23 protein-coding genes and 1 pseudogene are annotated in these 26,547 nt (G+C 73.7%); 14 read left to right on the top strand and 10 right to left on the bottom strand.

The genetic code is table 11. The features are described from left to right. Both ACFXPX_RS30125 and ACFXPX_RS30120 read left to right on the top strand, forming a co-directional pair. Positions 1 to 248, top strand: a pseudogene (locus tag ACFXPX_RS30125) (TetR family transcriptional regulator); the annotation flags it as partial. A 754-nt stretch (positions 249 to 1,002) separates the two neighbouring features. Further along, the gene (locus tag ACFXPX_RS30120; protein WP_380644105.1) at positions 1,003 to 2,103 is read left to right on the top strand and encodes an acyltransferase family protein; all 1,101 of its coding nucleotides are present in this window, start codon (positions 1,003 to 1,005) and stop codon (positions 2,101 to 2,103) included. A gap of 882 nt (positions 2,104 to 2,985) precedes the next feature. Here the strand turns inward: ACFXPX_RS30120 and ACFXPX_RS30115 are convergent. Then, entirely contained in the window at positions 2,986 to 3,690 is a 705-nt protein-coding gene (locus tag ACFXPX_RS30115; RefSeq protein WP_380594099.1) for a GntR family transcriptional regulator, read from the bottom strand. Positions 3,691 to 3,843: 153 nt separating this feature from the next. Here ACFXPX_RS30115 and ACFXPX_RS30110 point away from each other — a divergent pair, with 153 nt between their 5' ends. The 5 genes from ACFXPX_RS30110 to ACFXPX_RS30090 all read left to right on the top strand — a co-directional run bounded on the left by ACFXPX_RS30110 (position 3,844) and on the right by ACFXPX_RS30090 (position 8,211). Then, positions 3,844 to 4,377: a YbhB/YbcL family Raf kinase inhibitor-like protein gene (locus tag ACFXPX_RS30110; protein ID WP_375896466.1), complete on the top strand. Its 534-nt coding sequence runs from the start codon at positions 3,844 to 3,846 to the stop codon at positions 4,375 to 4,377. A gap of 8 nt (positions 4,378 to 4,385) precedes the next feature. After that, entirely contained in the window at positions 4,386 to 5,078 is a 693-nt protein-coding gene (locus ACFXPX_RS30105) for a metal-dependent transcriptional regulator (RefSeq protein WP_380644104.1), read from the top strand. A gap of 275 nt (positions 5,079 to 5,353) precedes the next feature. Continuing rightward, positions 5,354 to 6,085 (top strand): response regulator transcription factor, encoded by a 732-nt coding sequence (locus tag ACFXPX_RS30100; protein ID WP_375896471.1) that lies wholly within the window; start codon positions 5,354 to 5,356, stop codon positions 6,083 to 6,085. Further along, positions 6,082 to 7,623, top strand: coding sequence for a sensor histidine kinase (locus ACFXPX_RS30095; protein WP_380644103.1), 1,542 nt, complete (start codon positions 6,082 to 6,084; stop codon positions 7,621 to 7,623). Before ACFXPX_RS30100 ends, ACFXPX_RS30095 begins: the two co-directional genes overlap by 4 nt. A 150-nt stretch (positions 7,624 to 7,773) precedes the next feature. Then, a complete protein-coding gene (locus tag ACFXPX_RS30090; RefSeq protein ID WP_380644102.1) occupies positions 7,774 to 8,211 on the top strand; it encodes a hypothetical protein in 438 nt (145 codons plus the stop codon). Between the two features lie 630 nt (positions 8,212 to 8,841). On the opposite strand, the gene ACFXPX_RS30085 is transcribed toward ACFXPX_RS30090, so the two are convergent. From ACFXPX_RS30085 to ACFXPX_RS30070, 4 genes are all read right to left on the bottom strand, one after another. After that, positions 8,842 to 9,492 carry a fasciclin domain-containing protein gene (locus ACFXPX_RS30085; protein WP_375896479.1) on the bottom strand — a complete coding sequence of 217 codons (651 nt, stop codon included), beginning with the start codon at positions 9,490 to 9,492 and terminating at the stop codon, positions 8,842 to 8,844. Positions 9,493 to 9,621: 129 nt separating this feature from the next. Continuing rightward, positions 9,622 to 11,211, bottom strand: a complete 1,590-nt coding sequence (locus ACFXPX_RS30080; RefSeq protein WP_380644101.1) for a molybdopterin-dependent oxidoreductase — start codon at positions 11,209 to 11,211, stop codon at positions 9,622 to 9,624. Between the two features lie 476 nt (positions 11,212 to 11,687). Next, positions 11,688 to 12,029, bottom strand: coding sequence for a hypothetical protein (locus tag ACFXPX_RS30075; protein ID WP_380644100.1), 342 nt, complete (start codon positions 12,027 to 12,029; stop codon positions 11,688 to 11,690). A gap of 25 nt (positions 12,030 to 12,054) precedes the next feature. Next, entirely contained in the window at positions 12,055 to 13,872 is a 1,818-nt protein-coding gene (locus tag ACFXPX_RS30070) for a high frequency lysogenization protein HflD (RefSeq protein WP_380644099.1), read from the bottom strand. Between the two features lie 513 nt (positions 13,873 to 14,385). Between ACFXPX_RS30070 and ACFXPX_RS30065 the strand changes: the two genes are divergently transcribed. Beyond that, entirely contained in the window at positions 14,386 to 15,768 is a 1,383-nt protein-coding gene (locus ACFXPX_RS30065) for a DUF4331 domain-containing protein (protein ID WP_380644098.1), read from the top strand. 14 nt (positions 15,769 to 15,782) lie between these two features. Beyond that, on the top strand, positions 15,783 to 17,168 hold the full coding sequence (locus tag ACFXPX_RS30060) for a tetratricopeptide repeat protein (RefSeq protein WP_380644097.1): 1,386 nt from the start codon (positions 15,783 to 15,785) through the stop codon (positions 17,166 to 17,168). A gap of 357 nt (positions 17,169 to 17,525) precedes the next feature. Here the strand turns inward: ACFXPX_RS30060 and ACFXPX_RS30055 are convergent, their stop codons facing one another. From ACFXPX_RS30055 to ACFXPX_RS30045, 3 genes are read right to left on the bottom strand one after another with little or no spacing between them, the layout of a single operon-like run. Next, positions 17,526 to 18,293, bottom strand: a complete 768-nt coding sequence (locus ACFXPX_RS30055) for a class I SAM-dependent methyltransferase (protein WP_375897174.1) — start codon at positions 18,291 to 18,293, stop codon at positions 17,526 to 17,528. A gap of 8 nt (positions 18,294 to 18,301) precedes the next feature. Continuing rightward, positions 18,302 to 18,682: a hypothetical protein gene (locus tag ACFXPX_RS30050; protein ID WP_380594739.1), complete on the bottom strand. Its 381-nt coding sequence runs from the start codon at positions 18,680 to 18,682 to the stop codon at positions 18,302 to 18,304. Then, entirely contained in the window at positions 18,679 to 19,347 is a 669-nt protein-coding gene (locus ACFXPX_RS30045; RefSeq protein ID WP_380644096.1) for a hypothetical protein, read from the bottom strand. Before ACFXPX_RS30045 ends, ACFXPX_RS30050 begins: the two co-directional genes overlap by 4 nt. Before the next feature lie 157 nt (positions 19,348 to 19,504). Between ACFXPX_RS30045 and ACFXPX_RS30040 the strand changes: the two genes are divergently transcribed. The 4 genes from ACFXPX_RS30040 (at position 19,505) to ACFXPX_RS30025 (ending at position 23,654) form a co-directional block, all read left to right on the top strand. Then, positions 19,505 to 20,287: a methyltransferase domain-containing protein gene (locus ACFXPX_RS30040; RefSeq protein ID WP_380644095.1), complete on the top strand. Its 783-nt coding sequence runs from the start codon at positions 19,505 to 19,507 to the stop codon at positions 20,285 to 20,287. Positions 20,288 to 20,388: 101 nt separating this feature from the next. Further along, the gene (locus tag ACFXPX_RS30035) at positions 20,389 to 21,030 is read left to right on the top strand and encodes a TetR/AcrR family transcriptional regulator (protein ID WP_380644094.1); all 642 of its coding nucleotides are present in this window, start codon (positions 20,389 to 20,391) and stop codon (positions 21,028 to 21,030) included. Next, positions 21,027 to 21,680 (top strand): VC0807 family protein, encoded by a 654-nt coding sequence (locus ACFXPX_RS30030; RefSeq protein ID WP_380644093.1) that lies wholly within the window; start codon positions 21,027 to 21,029, stop codon positions 21,678 to 21,680. Before ACFXPX_RS30035 ends, ACFXPX_RS30030 begins: the two co-directional genes overlap by 4 nt. A 156-nt stretch (positions 21,681 to 21,836) precedes the next feature. Continuing rightward, positions 21,837 to 23,654, top strand: a complete 1,818-nt coding sequence (locus tag ACFXPX_RS30025) for a hypothetical protein (RefSeq protein WP_380644092.1) — start codon at positions 21,837 to 21,839, stop codon at positions 23,652 to 23,654. Positions 23,655 to 23,672: 18 nt separating this feature from the next. On the opposite strand, the gene ACFXPX_RS30020 is transcribed toward ACFXPX_RS30025, so the two are convergent. Next, positions 23,673 to 24,857, bottom strand: a complete 1,185-nt coding sequence (locus tag ACFXPX_RS30020; RefSeq protein ID WP_380594753.1) for a DUF6745 domain-containing protein — start codon at positions 24,855 to 24,857, stop codon at positions 23,673 to 23,675. Positions 24,858 to 24,975: 118 nt separating this feature from the next. Next, positions 24,976 to 25,302, bottom strand: a complete 327-nt coding sequence (locus ACFXPX_RS30015; protein WP_375896837.1) for a hypothetical protein — start codon at positions 25,300 to 25,302, stop codon at positions 24,976 to 24,978. Between the two features lie 202 nt (positions 25,303 to 25,504). Between ACFXPX_RS30015 and ACFXPX_RS30010 the strand changes: the two genes are divergently transcribed. Beyond that, positions 25,505 to 26,491 carry an STM4015 family protein gene (locus ACFXPX_RS30010; RefSeq protein WP_380528888.1) on the top strand — a complete coding sequence of 329 codons (987 nt, stop codon included), beginning with the start codon at positions 25,505 to 25,507 and terminating at the stop codon, positions 26,489 to 26,491. Positions 26,492 to 26,547: the final 56 nt, after the last annotated feature.

Below are 26,547 nucleotides of genomic sequence, written 5' to 3'. Positions count from 1 at the left end.
GCGGGGAACCGGGCCCGGAGGGCTCCTGCGGCGCGGACCCCTACGCCATCCTGTCCACCCACCTCGACGACCTGGTCCGGCTCGGCGCCTTCCCCACCGACCGCCGCCCGGGCGCCGAGTACGCGGCCTGGTCGGCGGTCCACGGCCTGTCGGACCTGCTGGTCGAGGGCCCACTGCGGGGCCTGTCCGGAGCCGAGCTGCGCACCGCCGTCGAGGCCGTCCTGTCGACCGTCGCCCGCGGCCTCTGAGTCCGTAGGTCGCGCGGCGCATCATTCAGTAGCAGGTCTACTTCGCAGGACCAGCTAACGGTGAGCGTGATCGTCTGATCGTCTGCACTGACCAGGATCCGGCCGGACGGGGAGGCGTCGTAGGTTCGCCACTTGGAGGGGAGCCACCAGGCCTCCGGGGCCAGTTCTGCGACCACGACGCAGAGCGCCGCGGCCACCGCTGTGGCAATGAGGCGCGCGCGTCTCGATAGACGCGGCATCTTGATGGCCTGTCTCACCGCTCCACGGCGCAGACGACGGCCGGGTAACCAGCCAGTCCGATGCACCCAGGCCGTCCGAGGGTGTCCGCTGAACGACTTGACCTACCCGGAGGGCATCTGGGACGGCCATGCGACAGAGCAGGCCTCAGCCCTTGAGTCCCCGTGGAATTCCGACTCCTTTTCGTAGCGGACTTCCGCCCCCCGGCCGCCCCCGATCGGCTGCACTCGATGCCCTGACCGCACGACCTTCGCCGAAATTCCTCGTAATAAGATGAGCGCACGTTGATCAGTCTGCGGGTGCCGTGCCCGTGCAACGGCTGAGCGGCATCACAGTTCGCTTACCCCCACGACCCTCGTCTGCGGTCCCGAGGGAGAGCGGGCGTATCGACATGATCGGACTCCGGCCAGTGCTCCACGAACCCACGTCACCGCCGACCCGCCTGCAGGCCCGGGATGGCCTTGCACGGGCAAGAGCCCTGACTGTAGGCCGTGGTCGGGGTGAGCCAGGAGCCCGGTTGGCCGTCGTCGACGGCATGCGGCTGCTCGCCGCGCTCGCCGTCACAGGATTCCACTACCTCAGCGCGATCTCGCCCACCCTGTGGGGACCGTCCGCGAAGGAGTTCGCCTACCCGCTGCACCACGCATCGATGTACGGCTGGCTCGGTGTCGAGGCCTTCTTCCTCATCAGCGGATTCGTCATCTGCATGAGCGCCTGGGGGCGCACCGCAGGACAGTTCGCCGCCTCACGGATATCCCGGCTCTACCCGGCCTACTGGTGCGCTCTCATCCTGATCGTGGCCAGGATCGCGCTGATTCCCATGGAGACCCACGACGTCGGCGCGGTGATCCACCCCCGGATCGTCCTGGCCAACCTGACCATGTTCCCTGACGCCCTCCACGCAACCCTCCTGGACGGCGTCGCCTGGACCCTCGCCGTCGAGGCCCACTTCTACCTCCTCATGGCCGTCCTCCTGGCCTTCGGCACCACTTACCACCGGGTCATGGGGTTCTGCGTGATCTGGCTGGCCGCCGGGATCATCACCTCGGAGACGAAGAGCAAGTTCCTGGACGACCTCGTCCTCAGCCAGTACGCCGGCCTGTTCGTCGCCGGCATCGCGGTCTACCTCATGTACCGCTTCGGGCAGAACCTCATGCTCTGGATACTCCTCGGCTTCGCCTGGTGCTACGAACTGACCATGCTCCCCGCCCGGTTGACCGGCCACTACCGGGAGTGGGGATCCCAAGCACTCTGCTCCTGGACCGTCGCCAGCGCCCTACTGACCGCCTTCCTGGCCCTGCTGCTCCTGGCCACCATCGGCCCCCTCGCCCGCATCCGCTGGCGCTGGCTGATGACGGCCGGTGCGCTCACCTACCCCTTCTACCTGATCCACCAGAGCCTCGGCCTGCCCATGGCCGCCGAACTCACCGCCCACGCCCACTGGCTCGGCCCCTGGGGCCGACTCGCCCTCACCACCGTCTCGATGCTCCTCCTCGCCGCAATCATCCACCGGGTGGTCGAGAAGCCCATCGGCCGTGCCCTCCGTCGCCGCCTCGACCAAGCCCTCGACCGACACCCGAGCAACCCACCGGCACCGCGCCCGGAACCCGCACAGTGACCCGCCACTGATCACCGCGTCGTGCCGGCCCAGCCGTAGCGCGAGAAGGCGGGCCCCCGAACGTGGTTAGACGACGAGCGCTTGTGCGACCGTGGGGAACGCGGGTTCGGGAGGGCGGTCCGCGGGGATCCAGCGGGCGGTGAGGTGATTGTCGGATCCGGTGTCGGAGAGGTCGCCGGTCCACACTCGCGGCAGCGAGGACGAACAGAACGAACTGTCCGGCCTGGTCCCTGCCCTCAATCGGTGATCTCGGTCGGCAGTACGTCGAGGTACGTGCTGACTCCGTTCCTGGCGGCGTGCAGGAGTGGTGCCCCGCCTCTGCCACAGTGCCGACCCACCAGGCGACGAGTGCACGCGTGGACCTGACGCCGATTCCCTCCGGCCTGACCACGCGCTACTGGGTCATCAGCGAGGCTTGCCTGCCCGATGTCGACAGCGGGTACTTCGTCCCACTCGACGGACCGCCAGCCAGCTCTGATCATCGGCCGGAGCACAGACCGCTCTGCTACTTCCCGTGAACGACGGCACCCCCGACGTCATGCGCGCGAACGTTCCTGGGAACGCGCTCGCGCGTTCTCGACGGTCACGCGGACCTGTGGCCGAACTGCGGTGACGGAGTTCGCGCAAGCCCCCGGCTCGTGGCGGCCGTTCGCGGGAACGCGGCCACGCGGAGCGGGCAGGTCAGACCAACGGTGCGTTCACGGTGCTGCCGCCTCTCATCCGCCGGCCCTCGCCCAGCCTCCGCCGGTCCTGGCGCGACCTCGACCGTCTCGACCCGGTGCAGCGTCGCCGCCTCAAGGCCCGCACCCGTAAGGACCCCACCAGCACATACGGGCCGAACGCCGGACAACACCCCACGTCCAGCCAGGTCGGCGTGGCGCATCAGGCTTCCGTCGCGGGTTCGCGGTGGGGGCGGCCGGTCAAGTCGGCCGCGGTCCGGGTGAGGTGCTGGGTCAGTACCTCGGCCGCGGTGTCGGCGTCGCGGGCCAGCGCCGCCTCCTCCAGCCGGCGGTGCTCGCCGACGGCGTCCCGGCCGGGGTTGTGCTGCGCCGACCAGCGGCGAGCCAGTTCGCTCGCGGTCCACGTTCGGTCGAAGGTCTCCAGCAGGACGGGGTTGCCGCAGCCCTCCAGCAGGGTGCGGTGGAAGACCCGGTGGGCTTCGGACCATGCGGCGCTGTAGTACTCGCCCTCCTCCGGCACGTACGCCGGGGTGCGGGCCAGACGGTGGTGGGCGGCTCGTACGCGGGCCTCCCAGTCGACGTCCCCGCGCTCGATCGACATGCGCAGCACGACCGGTTCGATGGTCCTGCGGGCCTCCGCGATCTCCTGCCAGCGGCGGTCGGAGACGGCCGGGACGGCGAAGCCGCGGTTGGGCAGCCGGTCGGCGAGGCCCTCGCCGACCAGCCGCACGAGCGCCTCACGCACGACGGCCAGGCTCACGCCCTGTTCCTTGGCGAGGTCCTGCGGTTTGAGGGCGTCGCCGGGGGCGTGGTCCCCGCGCATGATCGCGTCCCGCAGGTGTGCGTAGACCTGCTCGGAGAGCATCAGCTTCCCCGGTGAGGTCGAGGTGTGGGCCGTCTGAGTCATGCCTCCAGCATAGACGATCCCGCAGATAATCGATTATTAGTGTTATGGTCGATTCATCGACCGAGGGAGCGCGGCGGTGCAGCCACGCGAAGCCGTGGGCTCCGTCCGCCGCACCACCACCGCCCCACAGCACACACCGAAAGGAACGACGCGATGAGCGCCAACGACCCCTTCGCCCGCCTCCCCGAGGCGGACTTCTTCACCGTCACCAGCACCGCCGTCACCGACGGCGCCGCCTGGCCTCCCGAGCAGCACTCCTCCGGCGTCCCCGGCGGGAAGGACGTCTCCCCGCAGCTGTCCTGGAGCGGCGCCCCGGACGGCACCAAGAGCTACGCCGTCACCGTCTACGACCCCGACGCCCCCACCGGGTCCGGGTTCTGGCACTGGGCGGTCGCCGACATCCCCGCCACCGTCACCGAGCTGCCCGAGGGCGCCGGCGACGACACCGGCTCAGGCCTGCCCGAGGGCGCCTTCCAACTGCCCAACGACGCCCGCGCGGCCCGCTTCATCGGCGCCGCACCGCCGGCCGGGCACGGCCCGCACCGCTACTTCGTCGTGGTGCACGCCCTCGACGTCGAGTCCATCGGCGTCCCGGTCGACTCCACCCCGGCCGTCCTCGGCTTCACCATGGCCGGCCACATCCTCGGCCGAGCGGTCCTGACCGCCACAGCCGAAACCCCCGCCTGACGAACACCATGTCCGGACTCATCGACACCACGGAGATGTACCTCCGCACGGTCCTGGAGCTCGAGGAGGAAGGCGTGGTCCCCATGCGCGCCCGCATCGCCGAACGCCTGGACCAGAGCGGCCCCACCGTCAGCCAGACCGTCGCCCGCATGGAACGCAACGGTCTGCTGCACGTCGCCGACGACCGGCACCTGGAGCTGACGGAGGAGGGCCGGCGGACCGCCACGCGCGTGATGCGCAAACACCGGCTCGCGGAGTGCCTGCTCGTCGAGGTGATCGGACTGGAATGGGAGCAGGCCCACGCCGAAGCCTGCCGCTGGGAGCACGTGATGAGCGAGGCCGTCGAACGCCGCGTCCTCGTGCTGCTGCGGCACCCCACCACCTCGCCCTACGGCAACCCGATCCCGGGCCTGGAGGAACTCGGGGGGAAGAGCACCGTGGATCCGTTCCCTGCCGAGAGCATGGTCAGCCTCAGCGACCTCCAACCCGGGCCGAACGGCGCGACCGCGATCGTACGGTGCATCAGGGAGCTGGTCCAGACCGACCCCCGACTGATGCACACCCTCAGGCACGCCGGGGTGCGGCCCGGCGCGGTCGTGAGCGTGACGTCCTCGTCCGGCGGTGTGACGGTCAGCAGCGGCGGGGCGGCCACCGAACTCCCCACGCAGACCGCCGCGCACGTCTTCGTGGCCGAGCGCTGAGCCCACCCGGGTGCCGGCCCATGCCGTAAGGCCCGTGCACCCGACGAGGACGGCCCTCGACCACGACGGCGGGTTCCAGCGATCCCCGCAACACCCCGACCCCAGGGAGTTGCGGGGATCGTGGATGTTGAGGGCTTGAAGGCGGGTTCTTCGAGCCACGCCACGACGGGGAGCCGTTGCCCCGCAGGTCGCGGGACTTCGATGAGAAGGCTCTCATCAGCCCGTGTCACCGTAGGACGCCCCGGCGGAGGCCGGACGGGAGCGAGGAGACCCCGATGGCGGGCGGTGACGGCACCGGGACGGTGCTGGTGGTGGACGACGACGACATCATCCGCAGGTCGCTGGAGCGCGGCCTGCGGCTCAGCGGGTTCACGGTACGCACGGCCGACGGCGGGCGGACGGCGCTGGGCCTGGTGGCCGACGAGCCGCCGGACGTGCTGGTCCTCGACGTCTCGATGCCCGACCTGGACGGCAGCGAAGTCTGCCGCCGGCTGCGGGAGCAGGGCATCGACACGCCCGTGCTGATGCTCTCCGCACTGGACGAGCTGGCCGACCGGGTGGCCGGCCTCCAGGCGGGCGCCGACGACTACCTGGTCAAGCCGTTCGCGCTGGAGGAACTGGTGCTGCGCCTGCACGCCCTGCTGCGCCGCCGAACCCGGGCCGGCACGTACGGCCGTCCCGCCGGGCCGGGTGGTGAGGTGCTGCGGGTCGGGCCGCTGGAGATCGAACCCGCCGCCCGCGAGGCCCGCCGGGACGGGCAACCGCTGCGGTTGACGCGCCGCGAGTTCGAGTTGCTGGAGTACCTGGCCCGCAACGCCGGGCTGGTGCTGACCCGCGACCAGTTGCTGGACCGGGTGTGGGGCTACGACTTCGAGGTCCGCACCGATGCCGTCGACACGTTCGTCAGCTACCTGCGCCGCAAGCTGGAGGAGGGCGGCCGTTCACGGTTGATCCACACGGTGCGGGGCGTCGGCTTCGTGCTGCGGACTCCGGAGGCCCACCGGTGAGCGGCACCGCCCCCGCCCGGCGCTCGATCAGCCTGGCCACCCGGATCGCGACCGGTGCGGCCCTGCTCGTCCCGCTGCTCGTCCTGGGCACCGGCGCACTGCTGCTCGGGCTCGTCACCCACGATCTGCGCGCCCAGCAGGACACCAGGCTGCGCGACCGCGCCGCCGCCGTGCTCCCCGCCGCCAAGGCACTGCTGAGCGCCACCCGGCAGGACCGGCCCCGGGTCGAGCAGAACCAGCGCCGCAACCTGCTCGACGACGCACTGGACGTCGGCATCCGGGTGGCGGACGCGAACGGCGACCGGGTCACCGAGGGCGGCCCCGTGCCGGGCCCGGCCGCGGTACTCCCGCACCCCGCCCCCGCGGGCACCGGCGGGCCGGTCACCGTACGGGCGCAGGGCCGGGCCTGGCGGGTGCTGGCCCGGCCGGTGGCGGGCGCCGACCCCGGCACGCTCTGGGTCACCGCACCGGTGTCGGCGACCGACCCGCAGGTGGACGCGGTGCGCGGGCGGATCCTGTGGGCCGCAGCGCTGGCCGCACCGCTCTCCGGACTGCTCGCCTACGGCCTCGCCCGACGGGCCACCGCGCCGCTCAGCCGCCTGGGCCGACGCGCCGCCGCGCTCGACCCGCGGGCCGGCGCCGTGGGCTTCACCCACCGGCACAGCGGGGTCCGCGAGGTGGACGAGCTCGCACTCGCGCTGGAGAGCGCGCTGGCCCGGTACGACCAGCAGGTCGCACGGACCGGCCAGGCACTGGAAACCGCCCGCTCGTTCTCCGCCGCCGCCTCCCACGAACTGCGCACACCGCTGATGAGCCTGCGGACCAACCTGGACGTCCTCGGCGCGCACCCGGACCTGCCGCCGACGGACCGCGCGGAGATCCTCTCCGACCTCCGCGACGACCACCGGCGACTCCTCGACCTGCTCACCGCACTGCGCACGCTGGCCCGTGGCGACCTGGTCGAGGAGGAGGCGTTCACGGTCCTCGACCCGGCCGACCCGGCCGCGGCCGCCGTCGCCGAGCTGCGCCGGCGGCGGCCGGAGGTGACCGTCGACCTGGCCGGTCCCGGCCTCGCCGGGCCGGACACCGGCGGGCCGGACGTCGGGCCTGGCACCGGCGGGCTACGGGTGCACGGGTGGGAGGCCGGGCTGCGGATCGTCTGCGACAACCTGCTCGCCAACGCGGCCGTGCACGGTCACCGGCCCGGGGAACCGGCCCGGATCGCGGTCGGACTGCGCCGGGACGCCGGACAGGCGGTGCTGACCGTGGACGACGACGGGCCGGGCATCCCGGTGGCGGACCGGGCGGCGGTCTTCGACCGCTTCCGCCGGCGCCGGGACAGCCCCGGCTCGGGACTGGGACTGACCCTGGTCGCCCAGCAGGTGGCCCTGCACCGCGGCACCGTCACGGTCACCGAGCCGCCGGGCGGGACCGGCTGCCGCGTCGAGGTCCGGCTGCCCCTGGTCGGCGAGGACGCCCCGACCCCGCCCCTGCCGGCCCGCCGCGAATGGATCAGCTCCACGGGTGCGAGCGCCTGACGCGCCACGGGCGTCGGAGCACCCGCGAAGCGGTGGGCCGGCTCGTCGGCTCACAAGGAATCCACAAAGAGGGTCCTTATCGTCCTGCTCAGCCGGACCGCCCGACGCTCCGGCCGGACCTGCCACCCGTGGCAACTGGAGGACTTCGCCATGCACCCGCACCGCAAGGCCGCTGCCGTGATCGGCGCTCTCGCCCTGGGCACCACCCTGGTCGCCCTCACCGGACCGGCTCAGGCCGCCACGCCCAGTGCCACCCCGGTGGCCTCCCGGACCCCGAAGGTGCTGCCGACGCCCGAGGGCGACGGAGCGAAGGGCATCTGCAAGCGGCTGCCGAAGGCCGACCAGCGGATCAAGAACGCCCTGGACCGCCTGAACGGTCCGGTCACCGAGGCCGGCTCGATCGCCCGTCTGCAGCAGCGGGTGAACAACGCCAAGGCCGCCGGCCACACCGCGATCTACAACGACCTCAACGACCGGCTGACGTACCGCAAGAGCCTGGTGCCGACGCTGACCCAGCGCCAGAGCGACCTGAACGCCGTCGCCACCTGGTGCTCCTCGCAGGGCCTCGGCACCCCGACCGCACAGTGACCGACCGCGCAGTGACCGCCGGCGCAGTGACCATTCCCGGCACGGCGTCCGACCCGGTCGGCGGCAGGTCGGTGGCTGCACCGGTACCAGCCGCCCGGCTGTCGCGGCGAACCGCTGCCGTCACGGCCGCCCTGCTCGCCACGCTCGCCCTGACGGCGTGCGGCACGAACGGGACCGGCCCCGGCCGGACCGGTGCACCCGCCGCCGGGTCACCGTCCGCCGGCGCGAGCGGGTCGGCGGCGAGCGGGTCGGCGGCGAGCGGTGACCGACTCGGCGAGATGCGGAAGAAGGTGGACGCCGCCGACAGCGCCGCCGCCGCTGCCGAATCGGACGCCGCCAAGGACACCCAGGACACCTCGACTCCCTGACCCCACAAGCTCTCCGGCTGTTCCCCGTCGAAGCAACGGGGAACAGCCGAAGCCGCCTGTGAAGCCTGTGAGATCGAACGAAAGGGCTCCGGGCGTGCTCTCCGGCACACGAGCACCGCCTTCGCCGGGACCGGCGGGGAGCACCGACAGCATCCGCAGACCGGGCCCGGCACGGGTCCCGGCGTCGGCCCGGCTGCGGACTGGCGCCCGTTCGTCGCACGGGCCGGACCTGTGTCCCTACCGGGCCCGCCGGCGGGGAGGGTCAGGAGGTGGGCATCAGGACGGTGTCGACGATGTACACGGTGGCGTTGGCGGTCTGGACGTTGCCGCACAGGACCTTGGCGTCGCCGTTGACGGTGAAGTCGGGGCTGGCACCGGTGACCGTGACGTTGCCGGTCTCCAGGGTCTTGTGCGCGCCGGTGAGGTCGCCGGGGGCGAGGCGCTGGGGGGCGACGTGGTAGGTGAGGATCTTGGTGAGCTTCTCCTTGTCGGCGAGGACGGCGTCCAGGGTGGCCTTGGGGATCTTGGCGAAGGCGTCGTTGGTCGGCGCGAACACCGTGATGTTCTGCGCGGAGTTGAGGGTGTCGACGAGCCCGGCCTGCTTGACGGCGGTCACCAGGGTGGACAGCAGCGGGTTGTTGGAGGCGGCGGTGGCGACCGGGTCCTTGGCCATGCCGGTGAAGGACCCGGCGCCGTCCTTGGGCACGGCGGCGCAGGCCGTCCCGAACGGCTGGTCACTCATGGCGGCACCGGCCGCCGTCGCGGGGGCGGCGGCCGAGGACGGCGCGGCGGCGGGGGCCTTGGAGGCGGAGGACGATCCGGAGCCGCTGCTGCAGGCCCCGAGGCTGAGGGCGAGCGCGGTCACGGCGAGGAGCGCGGTGACCGCGTTGCGGCGCGGGGCGGTGACGTTCATGGAAGGAATCTCCTTGTGAGGATGGAACGGTCAGCCCCTGGGGCGGACCGCACCGGCTGGTGCCGGTGTCATGAAGGTGGTCTGGTGGTCTGGTGGTCTGGTGGTTTCCGGGCGGGCCGGTCGGGGCCCTCAGGTGACGGTGACGACGACGCTGTGCCAGCCGGTGGCCCCGGACGGGAAGGGGGCGGCCCGCTCCTCGGTCTGGACGGCGCCACCGGCATCGGTCGCTCGGACCTCGATCCGGTGGGTGCCGGGAGTGGCACCGGCCCATGTGCAGGTCCATTGCCGCCAGAGATCGGGGCCGGCGTCGGTGGCGAGCAGCGCGCGCTGCCAGGGGCCGCCGTCGACGCGGACCTCGACGGCGGCGATCCCCCGGTGCGTCGCCCAGGCGGTTCCGGCCACCGTGACCTCCCCCGCGGGAACACGGGCGAACGGCGCCGGGACCTCGATCCGCGAGGCGGTGCGGACCGCGCCGGTGCGGTCCCAGCCCCGGCGCACCCAGTACGGGTCGTACGCGGCGAAGGTGGTGACGTCCAGGTCGACGAGCCATTTGGTGGCGGAGGTGTAGCCGTAGAAGCCGGGGACGACGCTGCGGCAGGGGAAGCCGTGGGCGACGGGCAGGGCTTCGCCGTTCATCGCGACCGCCAGCAGCGCGCGCCGGCCGTCGAGTACCGACTCCAACGGTGTGCCGATGGTCATGCCGTCCTGGGAGTGGCCGACCAGTTGGTCGGCTCCGGGACGCACCCCGGCACGGCGCAGCAGGGCCGGGAGGGAGGCGCCGAGCCAGCGGGTGGTGCCGGCGTAGGGGCCGCCCACCTCGTTGGAGACGCAGGTCAGCGTGTGGTCCAGTTCCTCCAGCGGTTCGTGCAGGAGGTCGTCGAAGGTCAGCAGGAGCGGGTGGTCGACGAGGCCGCGGATGCGCAGGGCCCAGTGTCGGGGATCGATGCGGGGAAGGGTGAGCGCGGTGTCGACGCGGTAGAAGTCCGTGTTCGGGGTGACGAACGGGGACAGGCCCGGGACCTTGGGCCGCACCGCGGCGGGCGGTGGGGGCAGGGGTTGGGCGGCGGGTGGGATCCGAACGGCCGCGCGCAGTGCCCCGGTGTCGTAGCGGCGGTCCGCCAGGATCCGGCCGCCGACACCGGCGAGTGCGCCGACGGCGATCGTCGCGCCGGTGGCGGCCAGCACGGCCCGGCGGCTGGTGTCCTGGGTCGGGGCGGGTTGCTCCTGCTGCGCCGGGTCGTCGTCCGAATTCGCGGTCGGCGCGGTCGACGCGGTCGTACGCGCCGGGGGCGCGGCCGCTCGGCGCAGTCGTGACAGGCCGAGGACGGTGAGCGCGCCGACCGCGCCCGACGCGAGGGCCGGTGCGGCGTCCGCGGCGCCCGCACCCGACCGGGAGAGAGCGGCCCAGGCGCCCAGGAGTCCGAAGGCCCCGAAGACACCTGCTCCGCTCTTCGGACGGCGGGCGGACAGCCATCCGGTGAACGCGGCCAGCAGAGCCGTCGTCAGGAGGATCCCGCCGAGCAGCACCGCCTTGTCCTGGGTGCCGAAGGTGCGGACGGCGTACTCCTTCAACGGAGTCGGCGTCAGGTCGATCGCCGCCGAGCCGACCGCGATGGCCGGCGCGGTACCGGGGCCGGTCGCCGCGGCGACCAGTTCGCCCACCCCGAGCGCGGCCACCGCCGCGGCCACCCCGGCCGCGGCGGCCGCACCCGCACGCACCGCCCGCGTCCGACGTCGGACCGAAGGTGGCGGGGGCGGGGCTGCGTCGGTGTTCACACCCGCCATTCGGCGGCCGCCAGGGCCCGGATGGGTGCCAATTCCGGAACACCCTCAGGGGTGAACCCAGCCGAACGAACTGACGAGGTGGGCACGGGTGCCGGAGGGCGGCGTCCGGCCGGTACGGCAGGTCGCCGTCGACGAGGTGTGGTCGGCCCTGCGGTTCCGCCCGGCCTGCCCCGGATACCGGCGGCCGGTGCCGCCACGGACCCTCGCGTATGGAACGACGGGGGCTCGAACCTTGGATCGGAGGAACCTCCGCCGTCCAGGTGCCGGCGCCGTCAGGGTCAGAGGCATCCGCGGGTACGCGGGGGGCTGGAGACGGTGCGCGGATCATCTCGCCGTAGTCTCCCCCGCACACCCGCGCCGCCCGGGCCCGCGTCGAGCGGCCGGACGCCGCAGCGTCGGCCGGAACGTGACTATCCGGTGGTGACGTGGACGGCGTCGCCGCCGAGTGCGGTGTAGAGCTCGGTCCAGTGGCGGTCGGTGTCCGTGGGCGGTCTGCCGTCGCAGTACGTCTTCGTGCCGTTGGCGGTGTAGAAGCGCATCATCTCCAGCACCGACTTCGGGTCGGACTTCTCCCGGCCCGTGTACGCGCTGCCGGGGTCCTGGCTCTGGTGCTGGATGCAGCTGGGGGACGGGGTGCCCGCCTGGGCGTCGAACCTGCCGTCCGGCTCGCCGCCGCAGCCGGCCAGGGCGGTGACGGCGGCCAGGGCGGGTACGAGAAGGCGAACTGCTCTGCGTGGGGTGAGGGCGTTCACGGTGGCGGGCCTCCGAGGTGGGACGTCAGATGGTGGCGGGCAGGCTGCGGACGGCCAGTCCGATTCCCACCGTGAGGATGAGCAGGGCGGTCAGCAGTGAGCTGTAGGGGGTGAGGCGGCGCAGGCGGCCGAGGAGCGGCCCGTCGGTGGCGGCGGCGAGTCGGTCGCCCAGACGGACCAGGAGCAGGCCGACCGCGGTGAGGGTGGCGGCCATGCCCAGGCCGTAGGCGACCACGAGGGCCGCGCCGAACAGGGTCCGGCCGAGCGCGATGGCTCCGAGGAGGACGACGAGCGCCGACGGGCTGGGGACCAGGCCTCCGGCGATGCCCAGGCCGATCAGCCCGCGGCGGCCGGGCGGGGCGTGGTGATGGTGGTGACCGCCGCCGAAGAGGCCGTGGCGGTGCCCGTGGTCGTGATGGTGCCGAGCCGCGTGGTCGTAATGGTGTCCACCGGCATGATCGTGGCCGTGGCCCTGGTCGTGGCCGTGGCCGTGGCCCTGGTCGTGGTCGTGGCCCTGGTCGTGGCCGTGGCCCTGGCCCTGGTCGTGGCCGTGGCCGTGGCCCTGGTCGTGGCCGTGGCCCTGGTCGTGGCCCTGGCCCTGGTCGTGGCCGTGGTGCTCGGCGTGGCCGTCGTGGGCGTGGCCGTGCGGGTGGGCGTGGCCGTGGTGCTGGGCCGGGGAGGGGGCCGCCGCCGAGTGGGCGAGTTCCCTGGCCCGCTCCGCCCCGGGCTCACCCGTGTCGTGCGCGTGGTCCGGGAGGGGGTCGGGGTGCGGACCGCCGCGCGCGCGGCGGGTCGCGTCCCGCAGCAGGCCGAGGCCGACGACCGCGACCAGGGCTCCGCTGGCAACGCCGAGCCAGCCCAGGACGACGTCGCCGGCCAGCGAAGCGGACGCGGTCAGGGCCAGGCCGATCACGAGGACGCCGGCGGTGTGGGTGAGGGTGACGGTGGCTCCGACCGCGACCGCGTCCCGGGTGCTCCCGCGCCGGCCGGCCAGGTAGGCGGCCATCACGGTCTTGCCGTGCCCGGGCAGCAGCGCGTGCCCGGCCCCGAGTACGATCGAGAGCAGGACGGCCAACAGGCCGATGGGAACGGTGAGTTGACGGGCCGCCCCGAGGCCGGCGAGTCGGCTGTCGAGGCCGGCGAGCCAGGCGGTGAGGCCCGAGCCGTCGTTTCGGGAGACGGTCCCCGCCCCGGCGGCCGGGCCGCCGCCCGGCAGGGCGCGGAACTGTGCGCGGGTGACGCCGCTGGGGCTGTTGAGGAGGTCGCGGGGGTAGTCCCGCAGCTCCTTGGACACCGACTCGGCCGGCACGTCCGTCGGGTCGAGCCGGGTGTCCTCGCCCCGCGCGGTGATCTCGTTCCAGCCGACCCGGCCGGGGTCGCTCCCGCTGGAGACCCGCACGGTGGTTCCGCCGGCCGGAACGCTCAGGGCCGCGTCCAGCACGCACTCCAGCCGGCTCGTGGGCAGACCGGCGGAGCCGTCCTCGTACCGGAACCGCGCGGACCGGGTCGTCCAGCGCAGCGCCGTGGACGCCTGCTCCGTCGTCACCTCGAGGCGCTGGGCGGTCTGTGCGCACTGCTCGGCCGCCCAGGCGGAAAGCTCCCCGTCGTCGATCGCGCCGTCGCCGTTGCGGTCGACCCTCGGCCGTTCCTGGAGGGTGGGGATCTCGGCGGCGTCGGTGACGGCCAGGGCCTCGATCCGGTCGGGGTGGACGGTGAACCCGAGGTAGTGGTTGACGGAGAAGTTCCCCAGCGGGTGCGCGTGAGCGGGCGCCGCGAGGCCGAGCAGACACAGCGCGCCCACCGCCCCCGCGCCCGTCCGAACCACGCGTCGCGGCAGCACCACGTCATTGCCTCCGGGGAGAACGACCCGCCACCACGGCCGAGAGGGCCGACGGCCGGGATGAGGATGAGGGCGAGCGCCCGAGCGGTAACCCTGGTGGCCTCGTCCGGCGGACGGCACGTCACCACTCCGGCGAAGTCCACGGGATCACTCGCACGGGGCACCCGCCCCGAATGCACAGCCCCCTCCCGAACGCGAGTGCCCTCACTGCACCCCCGGCGCTCTCCCTGCCCCGGACCGTTGCCGCTCAGAGCACGGACGGGTTCCACCGACCAGGTGGTCCGGCTGGGCCGGGCGGGTGAGGCGACCAAACCTCACCCGCCCGGCGCGCGAAGCACGAACAGGATCCGGTTCACAGTGCCCCTTGCGGCTGCCCAGCCGGACCTGCGCCGGGGCCGGACGGGCCCCGGGCGGACATCGACCGTCACGGAAGCGAGAACCCGACCCCCAATGAACGTCACGCGCCGACCTTCCCGCAGAACCCGGATCGCGCGCAGCGCGGCCATCCTCACCAGCATGAGCCTGGCCATCGCCAGCACCGCGCTCATCGGCCCCGGAGCCGGAACCGGCAACGCCTCCAGCCACCGCGAAGCGCCCCTGATCGCCGCCGACCCGCAGGTCGACAACACCGACGTCTACGCCTTCACCAGCCCCGACAACCCCGACACCGTCACCCTCATCGCCAACTGGCTGCCCTTCCAGGAGCCCAACGGCGGCCCCAACTTCTACCCCTGGGCCGACGGCGCGCACTACGACGTCAACATCGACTCCCAGGGCACCGGAAAGCCCGACATCACCTACCGCTGGACGTTCCACACGGACGACCAGCGCGGCACCAACACCTTCCTCTACAACAACGGCGTGGTGAACAACCTCACCGATCCCACCCTCCTGTTCCGCCAGTACTACACGCTCCAGGAGCTGCGCCCGGGCTGCGAGCCCGTGACGCTGGTCGAGCACGGCCAGGTCGCCCCCTCGGACACCGGCAAGGCCTCCATGCCCGACTACGGCCGGCTCCGCAACCAGGCGACCGTCCAACTCCCCGGCGGCGGGCAGACGGTGGCCACTCAGGCCGCCGACCCGTTCTTCCTCGACCTGCGGGTCTTCGACCTGCTCTACGGCGGCAACCTCTCCGAGGTCGGCCAGAACACCCTCGCCGGCTACAACGTCAACACCGTCGCCCTGCAGATCCCCAAGAGCCGCCTCGCCTTCAAGGGCGACCCCGGCCGCAACCCCGTCATCGGCGTCTGGTCGAGCACCGAGAAGCAGACCCTCAAGCTCAGCCCCGGCAAGGCGGACCCGACCGGCCGGCACGTCCAGGTCTCGCGCCTGGGCAACCCGCTGGTCAACGAGGTCGTCGTCCCGGCAGGTCTCAAGGACACCTTCAACTCCCTGCCGCCGTCCCAGGACCACAACCAGCCCGCGCTGGTGAACAAGGTCCTGAACCCGGAGGTGCCGCAGCTCGTCCAGGCCATCTACGGCATCCCGGCCCCCGCCACCCCCCGCACCGACCTCCAGGAGATCTTCCTCACCGGCATCGCCAAGGCCACCAACGGGCCCCTCGCCGTCGACCTCAACTCCCAGCTCATGAACCAGGACATCGACGCGTCCAAGTTCGTGCCCGCCGAGGAGCTGCGCCTGAACATGTCGACGCCCGTCACCGCGAATCCCGACCGGCTCGGCGTCCTCGACGGCGACTTCCAGGGCTACCCCAACGGGCGCCGCCTGACCGACGACGTCGTCGACATCGAACTCCAGGCGCTGGAAGGCGCGACCCCCGGCCACCTCATCCCCGCGCTCGCCGCCGGCGACAAGGTCGACCACGCCGACAAGCCGTTCTCCGCCGCGTTCCCGTACGTCGCGCTGCCCTACGCCAAGGCTGTCAACCAGCCCAACTAGCAGCATGGTTGCGGGTGGTCGGCAACGACACCGTCGGCCACCCGCCGCCCCTCCCCCTCCGCCACCACCAGAGGACCCCGATGCGCCGCCTGCCGCTCCTGCTCACCACCGCCGCCCTCTGCGGCGCCCTGGCGACGGCCGGGGCACTGCACCACCCGACGGCGGACCACACCGGGTCCTCGGGCGACGACGCGGCGCACGCCGCAGGCCCGCGCACCGCGGGCAGCTCCCTCACCCGGGCGATCACCGCCGAACAGCAGCGGCTCAAGGCACTGCCGAACGACGCCCCCGGCTGGGCCCGGCTGGGCGCGGAGTACGTCGAACAGGCCCGGCTGACGGCCGACCCGTCCTACTACCCGAAGGCCGACGAAGCCCTGCACCGCTCCCTCACGCTCGCACCCGACGCCAACACCGAGGCCCTCACCGGCCTGGGAGCCCTCGCCAACGCCCGCCACCTCTTCGACCGGGCACGTGACTTCGCCGAACAGGCCATCGCCGCCTCGCCCGCGCACTGGCCCGCCTACGCCGTCCTCGCCGACGCCCGCACCCAACTCGGCGACGACACCGGCGCCACCGACGCCGTCCAGCAACTCCTCGACCGCCGACCCGGCACCGCCTCCTTCACCCGCGCCGCCTACGACCTCGAACAGCACGGCCACCCCGACCAGGCCCGCGCCGCCCTCGACAGCGCCCTCGCCTCGGCCTTCGACCCCGCCGACAAAGCCTTCTGCCGCTTCCAGATCGCCGAACTCGACCGCAACGCCGGCCACCCCGACCAGGCCCTGACCGGCTACCGCGAAGCCCTCGCCGACGACGCCGGCCACACCCCCGCACTCGCCGGGCAGGCCCGGGCCGAAGCCGCCCTCGGCAACACCGAGGCCGCCGTCCGGGACTACGACGCCGCCATCGCCAAGGTCCCGCTCCCCCAGTACCTCCTCGAACTCGGAGAACTCCACGAATCCCTCGGCCACCCCCAACTGGCTCAGGAGCAGTACCGCCTGCTGGAAGCCGAGCAGCGCCTGGCCGCCGCCAACGGCGTCGTCGACGACCTCACCCTCGGCCAGTACCAGGCCGACCACGGCGACCCCGCCGAAGCAGTACGCCTGCTGCGGGCCGAATGGCAGCGGCGGCACAACGTCCTGGTCGCCGACGCCCTCGCCTGGGCCCTGCACCGCCAAGGCGCGGACCAGGAAGCACTGGACCTGGCCGAACAGGCCGAGAACCACGGCTGGCACAACGCCGTGTTCCTCTACCACCACGGCGAGATCGAACGCGCCCTCGGACACACCGAGGCCGCCCGCACCCACCTCACCCAGGCCCTCACCACCGACCCCTCCTTCAACCCCCTCCACGCACCCCGCGCCCGCGCAGACCTCGCCGCCCTCACCGACACCCGCTGACCCGGCGAACCCGCCGTCCCTTCCCCGACCGGGGCCGGGAACTGGCCGACTGGACGCAGTGCACCGTCAGCGCCCGCACAGACGCCGGCCTCGAGTTCCCCGACAACAAGGCGCGCATCGAGAAGGTCCGCGCCTTCCGCCTTCGCAAGCTGCCGGTCCACACCGAGGCGTACGACAGCTGACTCGCCGCCGCGATCACCGGCCGAACCGTCCGCCTCGACGCCCTTCCGCCCGGCGGCGGCTTCCCTCCCGGCCTGTCCTCGCCCGAAGAAGGCGGTGCTCGCACCGGCACGAACGGCGAGCCGGGTCTTCCAGAATGCCCCAACTCGTTCATACCGATGCAATGCGGACACCGGATCAGTCGATGTGCTTGCGCGCCTCGATCAGGAAGCGCGCCGAATGGGCGACGAACGGGCCCTCGGCCCGGATCCGGGCGTCCAGCTCGCGCAGCCGGTCGAGGTGGCCCTCGACGGTGAAGCCCGGAACCATCCAGATCACCTTCCGCAGGAAGTACACCACCGCGCCGATGTCGTGGAACTCCATCCGCAACCGCTCCGAGCGCAGGTCCACCACCTCCAGCCCGGCCGCCCGGGCCTCGGCGCCCTCCACCTCGGGGCGGCGGCCCTCGCGTGCCTCGGGCTGCGGTCCGAGGAAGTACTCGACCAGCTCGAAGACCGAGGCCGGGCCGACGTGCTGGGCGAAGTACGCACCGCCGGGCCGCAGCACCCGGGCGATCTCCGACCACCAGGCCTTCACCGGGTGCCGGCTGCTGACCAGGTCGAAGGCCCCGTCCGCGAACGGCAGCGGCGGCTCGTCCTGGTCGGCGACCACCACCGCGCCCAGCGGGTGCAGCAGCCGGGTCGCCTGGGCCAGGTTGGGCGGCCAGGACTCGGTGGCGGCCAGGACGGGCGGGCCGCCGCCCTGGCGCAGGGCACCGGCCAGCACTTCCCCGCCGCCGGTCTGGATGTCCAGGGCCGCCGACGCCGACGCCAGCCGCCCGGCCAGCAGCCGCTGGTAGCCCCAGGAGGGGCGTTGCTCGGTGGCCCGGCCGTCCAGCCAGGAGAAGTCCCAGCCGTCCACGGAGACGGACCCGGCCTCGGCGATCAGCTCTTCGAAGGTGCGCATGCCTCGCATCATCGCGGCGCCGACGCCGCACTGCCAGCGGATTCACCGCCGACCGGGTACCTGCGTACCCACCCGACCCGCACCTCCAGCCCCCCGGCGGCGATCAGCCCGGCCACCGGCTCCGCCCCGCCGCCGTCCGCCTCGAAGGCGAGCAGCACGCCCGGTGCCTCGCCGCACTGCCGCTCGACGAGCCGCCGCTCCTCGGCGCCCGGCTCGCGGAACACCGGGTCCTGGAAGGACCCCGGGCAGCGGACGTAGAGCGGGTCGGTGAGGACCAGTTCCAGACCGTGGTGGTAGCAGAGGTCGTGACCGGCGGCCAGGATCAACTCGCCGGGGCGCCAGGAGTACACGTCCCAGTCCCACCAGGACCCTTCCGGCAGCTCGATCACCCCGGCCACCGGGCCGCGCCGTCCGCGATCTCCGCGATGCTCGGGTGCCGGACGGCCTCCAGGCCCGGGTCGGCGAGCAGGTCCGCGATCAGGGCAGGCGGGCCGAAGACCTCGGTGGCGCTGAGGTCCCAGTTGGTGAGGACGAACCAGGAGCGGTCCGCGGACCACCAGTGCGCGGGGAACTGGGCGTACCCCGGCCGGGCGTCGTAGTGGGCGAGCACCTCGTCCAGCCGGCCGCGGTGGGCCGTCACCGGTCGCAGCAGGTCCTCGATCGCGGCCGAGGCGAGGCGGCAGTCGGTCGCCGGCCCGTCGGCGCTGTGCCGGGCCAGCACCTCCACCAGCCGCGCGAGGCAGTCGCGGTCCGGCTCGCCGATCAGCGGGACGTCGACCTCGCCCGGCAGCGCGGCCCGGTCGTCGAACACCAGGTAGGACAGGGTGCAGGGCCAGTCGGCGAGGCGCCGCCCGGCGCCCGCCAGCGCCTCGGCCCAGCGCACCGGTCGCCCGTCCACCCGCAGTGTGTGCAGCACCCAGCAACGGTCGGCGTAACCGGGCGCCTGCCCGGAGCCGGACCAGGGGCCGTCCGGCTCGTAGCCGAGGACCGCCTCCCCCGCCTCCAGCAGCGGCCGGAGCCCGTCCAGCGGGTCCTCGTCGGGTATCCGTTCCACGGCCCGTTCCTTCCCCTCGTTCCGGAACCGCGGCCTCGAAAACCGTTACCCCGTGTCGATACGTCTGCGCGAGGATAGCGGCCATGACGAAGGAACAGGACGGCGAGCCGTTCGGGTACGGCGTCGCCACCGACGTCCCCTGCCAGACCGCTACGCCATGACCAGGACACCGCGGTCCGACCCCGGCCGCTTCTACGACGACCTCGCCGAGGACTACCACCTGCTCTACGGCGACTGGAACGCCTCGCTCGCCCGGCAGGGCGCCGCCTTGGACGCCCTGGTCCGGGAGCACCTGGGCGAGGGCCCGGCCGAGGTGCTCGACTGTGCCTGCGGCATCGGGACCCAGGCGATCGGCCTGGCCGCGCTCGGCCACCGGGTGACCGGCACCGACCTCAGCCCGGTCGCCGCCGCCCGGGCCGCCGCGGAGGCCGCCGCTCGCGGGCTCCGGCTGCTCGCGGCGGCCGCCGACATGCGCGAACTCCCCTTCCCGGACGGCCGGTTCGACGTGGTGGTGTGCGCCGACAACGCGCTCCCCCACCTGCTCGCGGCCGAGGACGTCCGCGCCGCGCTGGCCGAGATGCGCCGGGTCCTGCGCCCGGGCGGGCTGCTCCTGCTCTCCACCCGCCCGTACGACGAGCTGCGCCGGGACCGCCCGGCCTCCACCCCGCCGCAGACCGCCGAACTGGACGGCCGGCGCTCGGTGCTGTTCCAGCTCTGGCAGTGGCACGAGGACGGCGAGCGCTACGGCCTGGAGCTCTTCCGGCTCCTGCCGGACGACACCGGGCAGTGGCGCACCACGGTCCGCCGCTCCAGTTACTGGGCCCTCACCCAGGACCAGCTGAGCGCCTTCGCCGCCGAGGCGGGCCTCACCGCCACCGACTGGCGCCGGCCGGCCGACACCGGCTTCTTCCAGCCCGTCCTGCTCGCCCGGGCCCCCTGACCTCGCGGTTCCTCCGCCACGTCGCCCCGCCGCCTCCCCCACCGGAGGCGGCGGGGCTCTTTCACGCCCGCACTTCTGCCGACGCGTGTTACTTTTTACTCATGCGAGTAAATCCTCAGGACCCCACGGCTCCGGAGAGCGGCCGGAGCTTCGTCACGGACGCCCGACGCGCCCAGATCGTCACCGCCGCCATCGAGGTCGTCGCCGAACTCGGTTACGGCCGGGCCTCGTTCGCGCAGATCGCCAAGCGCGCCGGGCTGTCCAGCGTGCGGCTGATCTCGTACCACTTCGACGACAAGGAAGACCTCTTCCAGGCCCTGGTCGACACCGTCCAGGAACAGGCCCGCGCCGCCATGCAGCCGCGGATCCGCGCCCAGCACGAGCCGGCCGCGATGCTGGCCGCCTACATCGAGGCGAACCTCGACTTCCTCGCCGAACACCCCGTCGCGGTCCGGGCGTTGGTGGACGTCCTCGCCAACGCCCGCCGGGAGGACGGCAGTCCGCTGGTCAGCCCGGCCGGCTTCGACACCCCCGTCGCCCTGCTGGTGCAGCACCTGCGGGACGGCCAGCGCACCGGCGCCTTCCGCCCCTTCGACCCCGAGGCGATGGCCACCGCGATCCGCGCCTCGATCGACGCGGCCGCCAACCGGCTCGCCGCCGGGGCCGACTTCGACCCGCGCGCCTACGGCCGTGAACTGGTCACCCTGTTCGACCTCGCCACCCGGAACGGCGGCGCGTCATGACCGTCCACGCCGCTCCCCGGGAGGGACGGGCCCGCCGGAGCACCGCCGCCTTACCCCTGCTGCTCGACCTCGTCCTGCCGCTCGGCGCCTACTACGGGCTGCGCCTCGCAGGCGTGGACCAGTGGTGGTCGCTGCTGTGGTCGGCCGCGATCCCGGCGGTCGCCGTCGTCGTCCGACTGGTCCGCACCCGGCGCCTCGACCTCCTCGCCCTGCTGATCCTCACCATGATCGGACTCGGGCTCGTCCTCTCCTCGCTCACCGGCGACCCCCGCGCCCTGCTGATCCGCGAGGCCTGGACCGGCATGCTCGGCGGGCTGATCGGCGTCTGGCTGCTAGCCTCCGTCGGCTTCGGACGCCCGGCGCTGATGCTCCTGTTCCGCTCCTTCGTCCAGGTCAAGGCGGGCGAGGCCGGGCTGCGCGCCTGGGAGGAGCGGTGGGAGGAGGACGCGGCCTTCCGTCGGGGCGTCCGGGTGCTCACCGCGGTCTGGGGCGCGGCCAGCCTGCTCAACGCCTTCGCCCAACTCGCCTTCGCCTACCTGCTGCCGGTCGACGCCGCGCCCGCCGCGATGCACGCCTGCTGGCCGGTCATCGCCGTACCGCTCTTCCTGTTCCACCTCGCCTACACCAAGCGCCGCGGCCTGCGGGCCTGAGGCGGGGGCGCCGCCCCGCCCGGTTGCTCCGTCCAGGTCATGCCGCGTGACCGGGGCGGGTGCCGGTCGTTCCCCAGGGCGACCGTCGAGCGGGGGACTCCGGGTCCGGCGAGCCCGATCGGGTGCGGCGGATGCACAGTGAGAGAGCACAACTGCATGACTGATGCGACCACCTGTCCGACCGCTGCGCCACAGGCCGAGGCACCACCGGCCGCTCGGATCACCGGGACAGAACCCGAAACCGACGCCGTCACGTCCGCGCGGGCAGCGGGCGCACGTCGACCCCGGCGGCGCGCGACGGCGGTCGCCGAGGCCGTCGTCGGCCTGGTCACCGGCGTCGGCTTCCTGCTCTGGGCCCGCAGCATCGACGTGAACCCGCTGGTCCGGATCGGCCAGGTGAGCGGCCTCGCCGGTCTCCAACTGCACGCCGCGGTGGTCGCCGTGCCCGTCCTCGCGGTGCTGCTGTACGTCGCGCACCGCGCCGGCCCCGACCGCTACCGTCCGGCACTGCGGCTCGGATGCGCGGTGATCGCGGGGCTGAGCACCGGCCTGGTCGCCGGCGGTATCGCGGTGGCGCTGCACGGAACCCCGTGGGGGCTCGGCGGGCAGGAGGGCGACCCGGGCAATGTGATGGGCATGGCCGACGACATGATCCGCGGCCAGGGCCTGCCCGGGGTCTACCCGCCGCTCTTCCCGGCGCTGTTGGCCGTGTGGGCCGAGCTGTTCCACGGCTCCCACGGTGCCGTCGCGGGCGTCGGATTCGCCATGCAGGACCTGCAACTGCTGTGCACCGCCGTCGCCGGCCCGCTCGCCTACCTGGCCTGGCGGCTGCTGCTCCGGCCCTTCTGGGCCCTGCTGATCGCGGCGCCCGCCGCGGTGCTCTTCATCGACCCCATCCGCCCCTACAGCCACAGCGCCATGCTGGTCATGGTGCCGCTGCTGGCCGCCTGCCTGCGCGACCTGCGCCGGGCGCACCGGCTGCCGACCCGCACCGCCGTCCGGCGGGCGGTCGCGTACGGTTCCGCGATGGGCGTGGTGTTCCTCTGGTACTCCGGCTGGTTCGTCTGGGCCGCTCCCGGTGTCCTCGTCCTGAGCGGGTTCTCGATCCCCTGGCGGGCGGGGACGGCGCGCCTGCGGCGGACGCTGCTGTTCCTGGGGGTGACGGTGGCGAGCGCCGCGGTGGTCGGCGCGCCGCTGCTCTACCAGCTGGTCCGGTTCGGTGCGACGGCCAAGGACCGCTACGCGATGATCACGGTCTACGCCGATCCCGCCTACGTGATGGGATGGGCGTCCGACCGCGCCGGCACGCAGACCTACCACAACTGGCCGGTCGGCGGTGAGCTGGCCGGGCAGAGCGCGTTCACCCTGCTGCTCCTCGCGGCGGCGGCACTCGCGATCGGCCTCGGTTCGGGAGGCGTCCTGGTGCGGACCGTCGCCACCGTCCTGGTCAGCTCCTGGCTGCTCCGGTTCTGGTTCGCCGCGCAGATGGAGCGCACCCAGGCCGTGCAGCTCTACCCGCGGACGACGTGGATCATCATGTACTGCCTGATCGTCCTGGCGGTGCTCGGACTGATGCTGGCCGTCCGGCGCGCGGCGGCCTGGAGCCGCACGCTGTCCCGGCCCGGCGGCGGCCCGGCCACCGGGCGGAACCTCCTGGCGGTCCGCCGGGTCACCGCGGCCGGGGTCTGCGCGATCGCGCTGTTCACCGCCATGGCCGGCTCGTGGTCGGCCAACCGGTACATGCCGACCACCGCCTCGGGAGTCCTGGACATGGGCCTGGACGCCTGGCGCGCCCACGTGCTCAAGGACGCCACCGGCCAGTGCCCCCGGTACTCGCCCGTCGCCACCTGTGCCGGCGTCAACCAGGACCTGACCGCACGGAGGGAGGCCTCCGACGACCCCGCGCTGTGGTGCGCCGGCGTCCCCGCCGCCGAGTGGCCGGTGACCTGCGGCCGCCGGGCCCCGTGGGCCTGACGGGCGTGGGCCGGAGCATCAGGTCTCGCGCTGCGGGTGGTAGGCCGTCTCCGGTATGCCGAACGTCCAGGCGACTCCGGCCCGGGCCGTCCGGGTGCTCGGCGGGACGCGCAGCCAGTAGGTGCGGGAGGTGCCGTCGGGCTCGGGCGTGGAGTTGACCACCTCGACCATCACCACCGGTTCGTCGTCCGGCAGGACGATCCGCCACAGCACTCCCGTCTCGTCGCGGTGGACGGGCTCCGCGCCGGAGTCGGCGAGGTACCGCTCGTAGCCGTAGTGCTCGAGCAGCACGCGGCGCAGCTCGGCGTTCTCCTCGGTGCGGATCCGCTCGGCCGTCACCTCGGCGAGGCCCGCCAGGAACTCGGCGGGGACGGGCATCCCGCGCCAGGCGTGCAGCGCGAAGCCGTCCGGGTACTCCAGGGCGGGGCCGTCCGCCCGGTCGAGCCGGCCGGCCTCGTCGCGGTGCAGGACGACGGGCCGTTCGGAGACCAGCGCCACCTCCTGGTACGGCCACCACCAGCCGGCTCCCCGCCCCACCTCGGCGAGCGGTGCGACGGCCTCGACGCCCGCGCCGGCGGCCTCCAGGGCGGCGAACCAGGGTGCGTCGTGCTGGCCGCGCACCGCGTCCAGCAGGGCGAGACGGACGGTGGTGCGCCGGCTCCGGGCGGCGGCGGCCCCGGCGCCGGTGGCCGGGGCACCGGCGGAGGCCCGGTCGCTGCCGGAGGCCCGGTCGCGATCGGCCTCGGGCGCGAGCCGGTCGAGCACGGCGTTGCGCACCCGCTCGGCCAGCGGCGTGCTGACCGGGCCGAGTTCACCGCCGGTCAGCGCCCAGTGCGCGGCCCAGCCGGCCGGGCCGACCTGCTCGACGGCGCGCCGCCGGGCCTCCTCCCAGGGCCGGGTGCGGACCTCCTCGCGCACGCTCACCGCGCCGGCGGCCCGCAGCTCCAGCGCCGCCTCGGCGGCCGCGAGCGGCGAGCCGAACCAGCGCACGGCCGCCGGTTCGGGCAGCCCGGCGGCCCGGTAGGCGGCCCGCACCGCGCGTTCGACCGCCGCCCGGTCGGCCGGCCCGGTGGCGGCCGAAGCGGCCCGCCAGCGCGCCGTGGCCCCGGCCGCGCCGACCGCCCCGCCGGGCCCACCGGCCTCGCCGCGTCCGCCCGCGCCCGCATCGGTCGGGTTGGCCCGGATCACCGTCTCCGTCGTCATCGTCTGCTCCGTTCCCCGGCCGGGCTCCCCACCCGGCCGTCCGTTCCCGTTCGCTTCCCCGTGCCGCGTCGGCACCTGCGCCGGCACCCGCTCCCGCGCCCGCTCCTACTCCCGCAGCTCAGTCCGCGACCACCCGCACCGCGCCCGGCACGTACTCGCGCTGGCGGACCACCCGGTACCACCCCTTGGGCAGCGGTATCGCCGCGTGCTCCTCGTGCACCACCCGGCCGCCCTCCGGCAGGTGCAGCCAGGCCTCGCCGAAGGGCCCGGCCTCCCGGCGCAGTTCACCGGGGCCGACCACGGCGTGGGCATGGCCGGTGACCTCGCCGAGCGCGAGCACCATCCGGCCCCGCGCGTCCCGGGGCTGCACGGCCAGCCCGGACACCCGCAGCGGCACCACGACCTCCGCGACCGGCACGATCAACACATCACCCTGGCGGTACATCAGTCCTCCCACGCCGTACGGCCGGACCCCGGCGGGCGCCGGAACCCACGGCTCCGCCCGACCGGACACGGTCACGCTCCGGAGCCACGACCAGAACGTAGAGCAAGGGTCTGACAACGCGCCCGGGCCGCCACCCGGCCACCGGTCTGTCGGACCCGCCTGGTAGACAGTCGTTCGGTCCGATTCCCCGGAGGAGCAGCGCATGACCGTCAACCACCACCTCGAACAGTTCCACGGTCTCCCGGTCTTCGACTTCGTCCAGGCCCTGGAGGCGGCGGAGGCAGCCGGGCCGACCGACGGCGCCGGGCCCGCCCCGCTGCCGGACGCGGCCGCGGTCGCCTGGCGGATCCGGCTCGACTACGAGTCCGAGCGGACGTGGCCCGAACGCTGGCAGCAGTTCCTCGAGGCCGTCGACACCGAGCGGGTCGCCGCCCTGGTGATCGGCCAGTGGGCACCGGACGAGCCGGACTCCTTCCGGGAGCCGCTGGAGGCGGTGGTCGCCGCCGCGCCCCGACTGCCCGCCCTGCGCGCGCTGTTCGCCGGGGACGTCACGTACGAGGAGTGCGAGATCTCCTGGATCCAGCAGTGCGACGTGACGCCGCTGTTGACGGCCTTCCCGGCACTGGCCGAGCTGGTGGTGCGCGGCGCCTCGGAGGACTGGGAGGGTCAGGGCGGCCTCGCCCTCCAGCCGCTGCGGCACGAGGCGCTCAAGGCGCTGCGCTTCGAGGCGGGCGGCCTGCCGGCCACGGTGGTCCGCGCGGTGGCCGGCTGCGAGTTCCCCGCGCTGGAGCGGCTGGAGCTCTGGCTGGGGGTGGACAACTACGGCGGCGACGCCACGATCGGCGATCTGACGCCCTTCCTGGACGGCACCGGGCTGCCCGCGCTGCGCCACCTCGGCCTGCAGAACTGCGAGTTCCAGGACGAGATCGCCGCCGCCCTCGCCCACGCCCCCGTGGTCGCCCGGCTGGAGTCGCTCAACCTCTCCATGGGCGTGCTGACCGACCAGGGCGCGGCCGCCCTCCTGGAGGGCCAGCCGCTCACCCACCTGCGCGCACTCGACCTCCACCACCACTACCTCACCGAGGAGATGCAACAGCGCCTGCGCCAGGCCCTGCCCGGCGTCGACCTCGACCTCACCGAGGCGGGCAAGCCGGACGACCGGTGGCGCTACGTCGCCGTCGCCGAATAGTCCGCACCGCCCCCTCCGGCTCCACCTGTCCCGCACCCGCCCGAGCACACCCGCCA

Origin of the sequence: Kitasatospora sp. NPDC059146 (genome assembly GCF_042786665.1) — a bacterium.
Classification (GTDB): Bacteria; Actinomycetota; Actinomycetes; order Streptomycetales; family Streptomycetaceae; genus Kitasatospora.
The sequence above is the reverse complement of the archived record's forward strand: the minus strand, read 5'-3'. Positions and strand labels throughout refer to the sequence as shown.